Genomic DNA, 12,003 nt, shown 5'->3' on the forward strand with positions numbered 1-12,003 from the left:
GGCGCGATCAACATACTCAGGGCGGGACACGCCCGTTGCGCCTGTGAAGTGAGCGGTGCAGTCATGCCGCCAGCAGCAGGAACCCACCGAAGCGACTCATTCCGGCTCGATGCCGGGGTGAGCGCCGTAGGAATCCCCCGACTTTAGGCGGGGGAGGATGTCAAGGTCAGGTCCATCAAAAAGTAGGTGCGCGCCTGCGGGTCGAGCAGCAGGCCCGACACCTCGCCGATGCGGTCCATCGCGTCCAGCACGCCCTGCACCGCCTTGCCGTTGCGCTCGAAGGTGGTGGCATGCGCCGCCGGGGGATCGGCGGTCAGCGCGCGCTCGACGGCGGGCAGCGCCCGCTCCCAACCCCAGCCGGGGTTGGCCTCGGCCAGCGGTGCCACGGCCGCCAGCGCACCCCTCAGGGCCATGGCCGCGGCATCGCGCGCCTGGCCGGCCGCAGCATTTCCATCGGCCGTGTGGCGGTGGGTGGCGTCGCGCAGATCCTGCAGGTGGTCGGCCACGGTGCTGAGGGCGCGGATGCCCTGCAGGCCCGCCCGCTCGCCCGCCGTGTAGCGCCAGTCCGTTGCGATGCCGTGCAGCAGCATCGAGCCGATGACCACCGACGGCACCATCAGCACCAGGGTCAGGCCGATGAGCTTGAGGCGCATGTCCAGGCGCCGCATCAGCGCGACACCCGGCCGCAGCAGCCATGGGGGGGATGAAGGGGCGTTGGGGGCGGACATGGCGCGGTCGCGGGGCGTCACGCGAGGCGTCGGGCAGTGGTGCCTGCCATTGTGCCGCAGCCGCCGTGTCCCTCAGCGCCGCTGGCCCAATTGCGCGCGGGCCGTTCGCAGCCGCTCGTCCAGGTAGGGGCCGTAAAAGTCGGCGACGCCGATGCCTTCCAGCCGCTCGGCCAGCTCGCGCCCGCGCTCGTCCAGAAACAGCACGGTCGGGGCCACGCGCACGCGCCAGGCCCGCGCCTGGTCATAGCCCGTGGTGGATCGCCCCTGCAGGTCCAGCAACGGCGTGCGGCGATCCAGCATGTCGATCTGCACGGCGTGGATTTCGCCGCGCTGCAGCATGGGCCCCAAATAGTGGTTGCGCACCACCTCGCAAAAGGCACAGCCCGCCAGCGTCACCATCACCACGAGCGGCTCTTTCTGCGCGACGGCCGCCTGGGCCGCCGTCTGCAGCGACGCTGGCACCGGCAGCGCGGCGGGGGGGCGGGCTGGGGCGGCGGCGGGCGTGCTCATGGAGGCGTCGGGGGCTGCGGTACGATGGTCGGTATGGCATTGTGCCCCGCTTTCCCGCGCCCCGCCATCGCCCGCCTGCCGTGGGCCGCGGTGGCGTTGCTCACGGCCCTGCTGGCGTCGGCGTGCAGCCCGGCGCTCGACTGGCGCACCGTGCGGCAAGAGGCCACGCCGCTGACGGCGGTGCTGCCCTGCAAGCCCGAGCGCGCCACGCGCGACGTGCCCTTGCGCGGCCCGCAACAGCCGCTGGTGACGCTGCACATGCTGAGTTGCGAAGCGGCGGGCCACACCTTTGCCGTGGCGGCGGTGCGCCTGCCCGACGCCTGGCCCGCGGGCGAGGGGCCTGCCGGCTGGATCGACGACTGGCAGCGCGCCAGTTGGGCCACCCTGCAACTGCAGCCGGGGCCGGATGGCGTGCCGCCTGGCTGGGCGGCCGTGCCCTGTGTCACGCGCGGGGCCACCGTGCAGCGCTGCTGGCGCGGCCCGGGGCGCACCCCCGCGGGTGCGCCGGTGCAGGCGGAGTTGCACTGGGCCAGCGACGGCCGCTGGCTGGCCCAGGTGGCGCTCTACGGCCCCGGCCTGTCGCCCGACGCCCACGAAACCTACTTCGGGGGGCTCGCCCTGCGCGGATCGGGCGGATAATTTTTGCTGTGAACGCCATCCTCGTCATCGCCCACGCACCCCTGGCCTCCGCGTTGCGGCAGTGCGTGCTGCACGTCTTTCCGGATGCGCACCAGGCCGTCGATGCGCTGGATGTGCCGCCGCACCAGGCCCCGGAGGAGACGCTGGCGCAGGCCCGCCGCATGATGGCACTGCACGGCGCGGACGACACCCTGGTGCTGACCGACATCTTTGGCGCGACGCCCTGCAACATCGCCACGCAATTGCTCGATGGCGCCCACACGCGCCTGGTTACGGGGGTCAACCTGCCCATGCTGCTGCGCGCCGTCACCTATCGCCACGAGCCCATCGACACCCTGGTGTCGCGCGCCACGCTGGGGGGCACCCAGGGTGTGATGCCGCTGGCCCCCACCGCGCCGCAGAACCAATTCCGCAGGCCCACCCATGATCCAACGCACCGTGACCATCAGCAATAAGCTCGGGCTGCACGCCCGCGCATCGGCCAAGCTCACCAAGCTGGCGGGGGGATTTGCGTCCGAGGTGTGGCTCAGCCGCAACGGCCGGCGTGTCAACGCCAAGAGCATCATGGGGGTGATGATGCTGGCCGCCGGGTTGGGCGCCACGGTGGACATCGAGACCGACGGCCCCGACGAACAGGCGGCCATGGACGCCATCGTCGCGCTGATCGACGACAAGTTCGGGGAGGGCGAATGACCTTCACGCTGCACGGGCAGGCCGTCTCGCGCGGCGTGGCGATCGGCCGGGCGGTGCTGGTCGCCTCCAGCCGCCTGGACGTGGCGCATTACTTCATCGCGCCCGATCAGGCCGAGGCGGAGCTGGCCCGCCTGCGGCAGGCCCGCGACGCCGTCGCGGAGGAAATCGCCCGCCTGCGCCAGGGCCTGGTGCACGACGGGGTGGAGGCCCATACCGAGCTGGCCGCCCTGCTGGAGGTGCACCTGATGCTGCTGCAGGACGAGCACCTGCAGGACGGCGTCAAGCACTGGGTGATCGAGCGCCACTACAACGCCGAATGGGCGCTGACGGCGCAGCTGGAGCTGGTGGCCAAGCAGTTCGACGAGATGGAGGACCCCTACCTACGCGAGCGCAAGGCGGATCTGGAGCAGGTGGTCGAGCGCATGCTGCGCGTCATGCGCGGGGTGGCCTCGCCCGTCACGGCCGCGCCCGCCCCCGGGGTGGAGACGCAGCCGCTCGTGCTGGTGGCGCACGACCTCGCCCCGGCGGACATGCTGCAGTTCAAGCAAAGCGTCTTTGCCGGCTTCGTCACCGACGTGGGCGGCAAGACCAGCCACACCGCCATCGTCGCGCGCAGTCTGGACATTCCGGCGGTGGTGGGGGCGCGCAACGCCAGCCAGCTCGTGCGGCAGGACGACTGGGTCATCGTCGATGGCGATGCGGGCGTGCTCATCGTCAATCCCACGTCCATGGTGCTGGCCGAGTACGGCTACAAGCAGCGCCAGGGGGTCATCGAGCGCGAGCGGCTGGCGCGCATCAAGAACACCCCGGCCGTCACGCTCGATGGCGAGCGCATCGAGCTGCTGGCCAACATCGAGCAGCCGGAGGACACCTTGCCGGCCCTGTCCGTGGGGGCGGTCGGCGTCGGGCTGTTCCGCACCGAGTTCCTGTTCATGGGGCGCGGCGGCAAGTTGCCGGACGAGGAGGAGCAGTACGACGCCTACCGCCGCGCCGTCGAGGGCATGCACGGCTTGCCGGTCACCATCCGCACGGTCGACGTGGGCGCCGACAAGCCGCTGGACCACCATCGGCGCGACGAACACCTCAACCCCGCGCTGGGGCTGCGGGCGATCCGCTGGAGTCTGGCCGAGCCGGCCATGTTCCTGACCCAGTTGCGCGCCATCCTGCGGGCGGCGGCGCACGGCAAGGTCAACGTCCTGATCCCGATGCTGGCCCACTTGGGCGAGATTCGCCAGGTGCAGGCCATGCTGGCCAAGGCGCGCGAGCAGCTCGACCGGCGCGGGGCGGTCTATGGCCCCGTGCGCCTGGGGGCCATGATCGAGGTGCCGGCCGCCGCGCTGGCGGTGCGGCTGTTCGTGCGCCACTTCGATTACCTGTCCATCGGCACCAACGACCTGATCCAGTACGCCCTGGCCATCGACCGGGTGGACGAAACGGTGGCCCATCTGTACGACCCCCTGCACCCGGCGGTGCTGCGCATGGTCGCCGACACCATTGCCGCCTGCCGCGAGGCGGGCAAGCCCGTCAGCGTCTGCGGGGAAATGGCCGGCGACGTCACCATGACCCGTCTGTTGCTGGGGCTGGGCTTGCGCAGCTTTTCCATGCATCCGACGCAAATCCTGGCCGTCAAGCAACAGGTGCTGCGCAGCGACACGCGCAAGCTGCGCGCCTGGGCGCAAAATGTCATCGCCAGCGACGAGCCGGCCCTGCTGCTGGCGGACTGAACGGCGCTATACTCATTTTTAGCAATGCGCGGCCTGGGGGGGTGATCGGCTTTCCCTGTCAGACGGCCTGTGGGCGGCTGGGGCGCAGGGGATCCATCACCAGATCGAAGGGGCGTTCGATGTCGATTGGAGCGTGTGCATGAGCGCGGCACCCAGTGAGCCGGCTGCGCCCTCCGCAGCGCCGGTGGCGGGGGACGATCCCCTGCTGGCCTGCCTGCTCATCGTGGCCCGGTCGCATGGGCTGGCCGCCAACCCCGAAGGCGCCGTGGCGGGCCTGCCCACCGTCAACGGGCATCTGACCCCCAGCCTGTTCGACCGCGCCGCCCACCGCCTGGGCCTGAGCAGCAAGGTCGTGCGCCAGCCCATCACCCGGTTGCGCACCGAGTTGCTGCCCGCCGTCCTGCTGCTGCAGGAGCGCGACGCCTGCGTGTTGCTCGAGCGCTCGGAGGACGGCAGCCGCTGCCGGGTCGTGTTCCCGGAACTGGGCGATGCCCCGGTCGACATGCCGCTGGCCGAGCTGGAAGCGCGCTACAGCGGCCGCGCGTTCTATGTGCGGCCGCGCCAGCATTTCGACGCGCGCTCGCCCATCGTGCGCGGCGTGCGCCGGGGCCACTGGTTCTGGGGCGTGATTGCCGAAAACGCCGCCCTCTACCGCGACGTGCTGCTGGCCGCCTTTCTGACCAACCTGTTCGCGGTGGCCATGCCCCTGTTCACCATGAACGTCTACGACCGCGTGGTGCCCAACCAGGCGTTCGACACGCTGTGGGTGCTCGCGGCGGGGGTGGTGGTCGTGCTGCTGGGCGATTTGGTGCTGCGCACCCTGCGCGGGCGCTTCGTCGATCTGGCCAGCAGCCGCGCGGACGTCAAGCTCTCCGCCTTCATCATGGAGCGGGTGCTGGGCATGCGCATGGAGCAACGCCCCGCCTCGGCCGGCTCGTTCGCGGCCAACCTGCGGGCGTTCGAGTCGGTGCGCGACTTCATCGGCTCGGCCACGGTCATCGCTTTCATCGACCTGCCGTATGCGCTGATCTTTTTTGCCGTGATCGCCTGGATCGCGCCGCCGATGCTCATCCCCCTGGTGCTGGGGGCGGTGCTGATGCTGCTCTATGCCCTGGGCGTGCAGCAGCGCATGCACGAGCTGGCCGAAACCACCTACCGCGCCGGCGCCCAGCGCAACGCCACGCTGGTGGAGGCGCTGGTGGGGTTCGAGACGGTCAAGGCGCTGGCGGCCGAGTCCCCCCTGCAGCGCAAGTGGGAACAGAGCGCCGCCCTGCTGGCGCGCGTGGGTGCCCAGCTGCGCCTGCTGTCCAACAGCGCCACCAACACCTCGTCCATGATCCAGCAGACGGTCAACGTGGCGATGGTCATGCTGGGCGTCTACCTGATCGGCGAGCGCCAACTGTCGATGGGCGGCCTGATCGCCTGTACCATGCTGGCCTCGCGCGCCATGGCACCGATCGGGCAGGTCGCGGGCCTGCTGGTGCAGTACCACACGGCGCGCACGTCGCTCGATTCCCTCGACCAGATGATGCAGCGCGAGGTCGAGCGTCCCGACGATGCGCACTTCGTCACCCGCGGGCATTTCGAGGGCGAGATCGAGTTCCGCGACGTCTCGTTCGCCTACCCGGGTCAGCAAAACGGCGCCCTGCGCAACGTCAGCTTTCGCATCCAGCCGGGCGAGCGGGTGGCCATCCTGGGCCGCGTCGGCTCGGGCAAGACCACGGTGCAAAAGCTCATCCTCGGCCTGTACCGGCCCACCGGCGGGGCCGTGCTCATCGATGGCGTGGACACGCGCCAGCTCGACCCGGCCGAGCTGCGTCGCCACATCGGCTATGTGCAGCAGGACGTGATGCTGTTCTACGGTTCGCTGCGCGAGAACATCACGCTGGGCGCGCCGCTGGCCGACGACGAAGATCTGCTCAAGGCCGCCACCATCGCCGGCATCACCGAATTCGTCAACGCCCACCCGCAGGGCTTCGAGATGGTCATCGGCGAGCGGGGCGACTCCCTCTCCGGCGGGCAGCGCCAGGGTGTGGCGATCGCTCGCGCGGTCATCCACGACCCGTCCATCCTGCTGCTCGACGAGCCCACGGCCTCCATGGACCACTCCAGCGAGGAAACGGTCAAGGCCCGGTTGCGCCGTTTCGTCCCGGGCAAGACGGTCGTGCTGGTCAGCCACCGCACCTCGCTGCTCGACCTGGTCGATCGCATCATCGTCATGGATGCGGGCCGCATCGTCGCGGACGGTCCCAAGGAGCAGGTCATTCTGGCGCTGCGCCAGGGCCGCATCGGAAAGGCTGCGCCATGAGCGAGATGGGCGCCAAGGGATTCGAGCGCTTCGGCCGCCTGACGTCGGGCGGCAGCCGGCTGGGGCGCACCCTGTTTGGTGGCGTGGTCGAGCGCCTGGGCGGGGACTTGCCCCCGGACATCGACCGCGAGTCGCTGGACTGGGCCACGGACGCGGACTGGGCGCAGCTCCAGCAGGAGCCGCTGCGCGCGCGTTACCTGGTGCGCATCGCCGCCGTGGTCGTCGTGCTGATGATCGTCTGGGCCGCCTTTGCCGAGATCGACGAAGTCACCCGCGGCGAAGCCCGGGTCGTGCCCACCAGCCAGGTGCAGATCGTGCAAAGCGTCGATGGTGGCGTGGTCGACGAGATTCTGGTGCGCGAGGGGCAGCTCGTGCAGGCGGGGCAGTTGTTGTTGCGCGTGGACCCGACGCGCTTCGTCTCCAACCTGGGCGAGAGCCGCACCATGCAGCTGGCGCTGCAGGCCAAGGCCGAGCGGCTGCAGGCCCTCATCCAGGGGCGGCCGTTCACGCCCTCGCCCGAATTGCAGCGCAACGCGCCGCAGTTCGTGGCGCAGGAACGCGCCGCCTACGACGCCAAACGGGCCGAGATGTCCGCCCAGATCGGCATCACCCAAAGCCAACTGGGCCAGCGCCAGCAGGAGCTCAACGAAGCCCGCGCCCGCAAGGAGCAGGCCGAACGCAGCCTCGAGCTCACCCAGCGCGAGCTGGAAGCCACCCGCCCCATGGTGCGCAGCGGCGCCGTCTCCGAGGTCGAAGTCCTGCGCCTGGAGCGCGACGTGGCCCGCCTCCGCGGCGAGCGCGATCAAACGACCGCGCAGATTTCCCGCATCCAGGCGGCCATCGCCGAGGCCCAGCGCCGCATCGAAGAGGTGCAGCTCAATGCCCGCAGCCAGATGAGCGCGGAGTTGTCCGACACCCTCAGCCGCCTGTCCGCCATGGCCGAGGGCGGCCGCGCGCTGGAGGACAAGGTGCTCAAGGCCGACCTCAAGTCGCCGGTGCGCGGTACCGTCAAGCGGCTGCATGTCAACACCGTCGGCGCCGTCGTGCAGCCCGGACGCGAAGTGGTGGAAATCGTCCCCCTGGACGACGCGCTGATCCTGGAGGCGCGCATCGCGCCCAAGGACATCGCCTTTCTGCGGCCGGGGCTGGAGGCCATGGTCAAGTTCACCGCCTACGACTTCGCCATCTACGGCGGGTTGCGGGCAGACGTCGAGAGCATCGGCGCCGACTCGGTCGTCGATGACAAGGGCAACGCCTACTACCTGGTCCGGCTGCGCACGCGGCAGGCCAGCCTGGGCGAGGGCTTGCCCATCATCCCAGGCATGGTGGCGCAGGTCGACATCCTGACCGGCAAGAAGACGGTGCTGGCCTATCTGCTCAAGCCGGTGCTGCGCGCCAAAGCCAATGCCCTGTCCGAGCGCTGAACCCGGAGGACCACGGACGTGAGCAAGCGACATTTTCTCGTCACCGCCGGTGCCCCCGGAGCCGCGCCCGTGATGCCCCCCGAGCGCTGGCTGCAGGCCTTCCCCGACGGGCAGTGGTCTACCTGGTCCACGCTGCAGGGCACGGTGCGGGCGGCCGATACCGTGTGGTTGCCCGTCACCCACCCGGAGTGGCTGGATTGCGTGCGCCGTTTGCAGCACATCCAGGGGGCGGCCCCCGTCGTCGTGCTCAGCCCCGTGCCCAACGACGCCGAGGGCCTGCGCGCACTGGACGCCGGCGCGCGCGGGTATGTCCACCTCCTGGCCGTCCCCGCCGTTCTGCGCGAGGTGGAGCACGTCGTCCGCCACGGCGGCTTGTGGGTGGGGCCGGAGCTGGTTCAGCGGCTGCTGTCCGCGACGCGTCAGGTCCTCGACCAAACGCCGGCGGCACCGCGCACCGTGGCCGACTTGTCCGTCCTCTCCGAGCGCGAAGCCCAGGTCGCGCGGGCCGTCGCGGCCGGCAAGTCCAACCGCGAGGTGGCCGACCAGCTCTGCATCAGCGAGCGCACCGTCAAGGCCCACCTGGGCAGCGTGTTCGACAAGCTCGGCGTGCGCGATCGGTTGCAACTGGCGCTGCGTCTGTCCGGCGGCGAAGCGGCGACCGCGCCCGACGGCACCCCCGCCCCGACCGAGGCCCGCCCATGAGCCCTGCCGACGCCCCCGATACCCCGGATGCGGCCGGCGCCCCCTCGCCGGAGCGGGCCCGGCACCTGCTCGCCAGCACCGACCAGGAGCTGGCGCGCATCACCGAAGACCTGATCGACATCCTCATTGCCCGCGGCGTCATCCAGTTCACAGACTTCCCGGCCGAGGCCCAGGCCAAGCTGCTGCAACGCCGCCAGACCCGCGCCGCCCTCAGCCGGCGGCTGCAACTGCTGGACGACGGGGATTCCGGGCTGATTTGATCCGCGTCATCGACAGTATCAAAACTGGACTTAAGTCCAATGGCCGCAGCCCGCCCCCCGGCGTAAGCTGTGGCCAACGTCTTTCTACGCTCAGGAGTGCACCATGGCCAAAGCCACCATCCTCTCGCTCAACGGCAACGCCGTCATCGTCGGGCCCGACGGCACCGCACGCGCGGCCAAAGTCGGTGACGTCGTGCAAAAGGGCGAAACCCTGCGCACCGCCGCCGGTGCCCGCGTCGAGCTGCTGATGGACGATGGGCAAATCCTGGCGATGGGGCCGGCGCAGGCGGTTCGCGTCGACGAAACGCTGGTCCAGACCGATGCCACCCCCACCTCGGCCGATGCGGCCGTGCAGCCGCAGACGGTCGAACAGATCACCCAGATCCTCGAGCAGGGCGGCGACCTGACGCAAGAACTCGAAGCCGCGGCTGCGGGCGCCGCTGGCGGCACCGGTGGCGACGGCAGCAGCTTCGTGCGGCTGCTGCGTATCACCGAGGGCGTCGACCCCCTGGCGTACGACTACCAATTCAACCCGGAAGGCCCCATCGATGCGCCGCTGTTGACGGCGGACGTACCGCCTGCGACCGAACCGCCGGCCACGGAACCGCCTGCGACCGAACCGCCTGCGACCGAACCGCCTGCGACCGAACCGCCTGCGACCGAACCGCCTGCGACCGAACCGCCTGCGACCGAACCGCCTGCGACCGAACCGCCTGCGACCGAACCGCCTGCGACCGAACCGCCTGCGACCGAACCGCCTGCGACCGAACCGCCTGCGACCGAACCGCCGGCCACTCAGCCTCCAGTGACCCAGCCCCCTGTCAGCGAGCCGCCGGTCACCCCGGCCCCTGTTCAGCCTGTGCTGGGGCCCGGAGCGGGTACTGTCCACGAAAGCTCACTGAATGGCCAGTCTGGGCAAAACAACCAAGGGACCCAAGCAAGCGAAAGTTTCGACAGCATCACGGGGACCATCGTCTACACGCCTGGAAATTCTGGTAACGAGCGCTTGCAGATCCAGGACAAAGACGGGAAGTGGGTGGATGTCACCAGTGGCGGCGTTGTCGAGGGGCAGTACGGACGATTGACGGTAACCGTTTCTGGAGGCAACTACACCTTCAGCTACGAGCTCAGTGGCGCAGTCAATCACGATAAACGCGAAGCAGGTGGCGGCGATGACGGTCGTTACGACGATGACACCTTGCCGGAAAGTTTTCCCATGCAGGCGATTTCCGGTTCCGGGAATGTGTCGTCCGAAATTCGCATCACCATTACCGACGACGGGCCATCCGTCGATCGGGTCCAAGAAGCGGAGTTGCCGGTGCTGCAGCAAACGGATGCGGGCACGGCGGCGGGCAACGGGCCGGAGGAAGACCCGACGAGTGGGGAGTTCAAGGCGGCCTTCCAGGTGATCTTTGGGGCGGACGGTCCGAAGATGGTGCTGGTGGGCGAAGGGGCGGAGGCCGAGCGGGTGGCCGACGGCATGCGCTATGGGCTGCGCTTTGAGGAAGGTGCCGGCACGGGTCTGAAGGCGACGCTGACGGACAGCGAGATCAAGCTGTACCCGGGCGCCGGTGGAGTGGTCCAAGGCCGAGACGCAGAAGGCAACGTCATCTTCACGCTGAGCATTGACGACAAGACGGGCGTGGTGACGTTTGACCAAGTGGGGGCGATCAAGCACGCGGTGCCGGACGGGGCAGCGGGAGGGGCGGACGAACTCCAAGCGCTGGCTGCTGGGGCGATCAGTGTGGTGGCCAAGGCCACGGACGGGGATATGGACACGGCGGAAAACACCTTTGACCTTGGGGGTCGACTGGTGTTTGGAGACGACGTGCCGCTGGTCAAGCTGGAGGAAGAAGCGGAGTTGCCGGTGCTGCAGCAAACGGATGCGGGCACGGCGGCGGGCAACGGGCCGGAGGAAGACCCGACGAGTGGGGAGTTCAAGGCGGCCTTCCAGGTGATCTTTGGGGCGGACGGTCCGAAGATGGTGCTGGTGGGCGAAGGGGCGGAGGCCGAGCGGGTGGCCGACGGCATGCGCTATGGGCTGCGCTTTGAGGAAGGTGCCGGCACGGGTCTGAAGGCGACGCTGACGGACAGCGAGATCAAGCTGTACCCGGGCGCCGGTGGAGTGGTCCAAGGCCGAGACGCAGAAGGCAACGTCATCTTCACGCTGAGCATTGACGACAAGACGGGCGTGGTGACGTTTGACCAAGTGGGGGCGATCAAGCACGCGGTGCCGGACGGGGCAGCGGGAGGGGCGGACGAACTCCAAGCGCTGGCTGCTGGGGCGATCAGTGTGGTGGCCAAGGCCACGGACGGGGATATGGACACGGCGGAAAACACCTTTGACCTTGGGGGTCGGCTGGTGTTTGGAGACGACGTGCCGAAGTTGATCCTTGGCGCAGATGAAAAGCCCGTCGGCCTGCAGCGGCTCGATCTGGAAGAGGAGTCCGTCAAGGACGCGAAGGGCAATGTCGTCGGCAACAACGAAGCCGACGGGCTGGGCACTCAGGGCGGTGGCACGATCAAGGAAGGCGTCATCCACTGGGGCGCTGACACCTTTGGCGGAGTGGCCAAGGCCACCGTGGGTGGAACGGATTACGACCCCGCCGGTGGGGTCATCACCGTGCGGTTTGGCGTCGATGGCAAGGCGTTGCCGTCCGGCAGCTCGGACCCGGTCGGCGCCATTTTGACCATTCAGGCCACAGGCTCTGATGCGGGCAAATACACGCTCGAAGTCGTGGGCGCGTTGCAGCACGGTTCGGCTACCCACACGGATTTGTACGGGCTGGACAAGGCCGGCCGCGATGCTGCGATGCAGGCTGCAGAGGACTGGCTTGCCCTCAGCACCATCACGCTGGTGGGTCAAGACAAGGACGGCGACCGTATCCAGTCGTCCCTGAAATATTCATAACCTCATGATTTTTCTTGTGTTATTGTCTGTTTGCGAGTACAATTTCCCCCAGAGTTGATGGTCTGATGCGCCGTTTTCTGGGAGTTTTTCGATGTTTGCCTGCC

11 protein-coding genes are annotated in these 12,003 nt (G+C 69.1%); 9 read left to right on the forward strand and 2 right to left on the reverse strand.

The genetic code is table 11. The features are described from left to right. Window positions 1-143: 143 nt before the first annotated feature. Entirely contained in the window at window positions 144-728 is a 585-nt protein-coding gene (locus Tfont_RS13550; protein ID WP_143969827.1) for a hypothetical protein, read from the reverse strand. 72 nt (window positions 729-800) lie between these two features. Beyond that, window positions 801-1,238 (reverse strand): thioredoxin domain-containing protein, encoded by a 438-nt coding sequence (locus Tfont_RS13555; protein WP_143969828.1) that lies wholly within the window; start codon window positions 1,236-1,238, stop codon window positions 801-803. A gap of 33 nt (window positions 1,239-1,271) precedes the next feature. On the opposite strand from Tfont_RS13555, the gene Tfont_RS13560 reads away from it, so the two are divergent. The 9 genes from Tfont_RS13560 to Tfont_RS13600 all read left to right on the forward strand — a co-directional run bounded on the left by Tfont_RS13560 (window position 1,272) and on the right by Tfont_RS13600 (window position 11,899). Next, a complete protein-coding gene (locus tag Tfont_RS13560) occupies window positions 1,272-1,877 on the forward strand; it encodes a hypothetical protein (protein WP_143969829.1) in 606 nt (201 codons plus the stop codon). Between the two features lie 8 nt (window positions 1,878-1,885). Beyond that, window positions 1,886-2,332, forward strand: a complete 447-nt coding sequence (locus tag Tfont_RS13565) for a PTS sugar transporter subunit IIA (RefSeq protein ID WP_143969830.1) — start codon at window positions 1,886-1,888, stop codon at window positions 2,330-2,332. Then, window positions 2,301-2,570 (forward strand): HPr family phosphocarrier protein, encoded by a 270-nt coding sequence (locus tag Tfont_RS13570; RefSeq protein ID WP_068606834.1) that lies wholly within the window; start codon window positions 2,301-2,303, stop codon window positions 2,568-2,570. Before Tfont_RS13565 ends, Tfont_RS13570 begins: the two co-directional genes overlap by 32 nt. Then, the gene (ptsP, locus tag Tfont_RS13575) at window positions 2,567-4,294 is read left to right on the forward strand and encodes a phosphoenolpyruvate--protein phosphotransferase (protein ID WP_143969831.1); all 1,728 of its coding nucleotides are present in this window, start codon (window positions 2,567-2,569) and stop codon (window positions 4,292-4,294) included. The genes Tfont_RS13570 and ptsP overlap by 4 nt, the downstream gene beginning before the upstream one ends. Window positions 4,295-4,433: 139 nt before the next feature. Further along, window positions 4,434-6,602 carry a type I secretion system permease/ATPase gene (locus Tfont_RS13580; protein WP_143969832.1) on the forward strand — a complete coding sequence of 723 codons (2,169 nt, stop codon included), beginning with the start codon at window positions 4,434-4,436 and terminating at the stop codon, window positions 6,600-6,602. Beyond that, entirely contained in the window at window positions 6,599-8,026 is a 1,428-nt protein-coding gene (locus Tfont_RS13585) for an HlyD family type I secretion periplasmic adaptor subunit (RefSeq protein WP_143969833.1), read from the forward strand. The genes Tfont_RS13580 and Tfont_RS13585 overlap by 4 nt, the downstream gene beginning before the upstream one ends. An 18-nt stretch (window positions 8,027-8,044) precedes the next feature. Next, a complete protein-coding gene (locus Tfont_RS13590) occupies window positions 8,045-8,728 on the forward strand; it encodes a response regulator transcription factor (RefSeq protein ID WP_260682402.1) in 684 nt (227 codons plus the stop codon). After that, on the forward strand, window positions 8,725-8,988 hold the full coding sequence (locus tag Tfont_RS13595) for a hypothetical protein (RefSeq protein WP_260682403.1): 264 nt from the start codon (window positions 8,725-8,727) through the stop codon (window positions 8,986-8,988). The genes Tfont_RS13590 and Tfont_RS13595 overlap by 4 nt, the downstream gene beginning before the upstream one ends. 103 nt (window positions 8,989-9,091) lie before the next feature. Then, window positions 9,092-11,899 (forward strand): retention module-containing protein, encoded by a 2,808-nt coding sequence (locus Tfont_RS13600; protein ID WP_143969834.1) that lies wholly within the window; start codon window positions 9,092-9,094, stop codon window positions 11,897-11,899. Window positions 11,900-12,003: the final 104 nt, after the last annotated feature.

The organism is Tepidimonas fonticaldi, from assembly GCF_007556755.1.
Classification (GTDB): Bacteria; Pseudomonadota; Gammaproteobacteria; order Burkholderiales; family Burkholderiaceae_C; genus Tepidimonas; species Tepidimonas fonticaldi.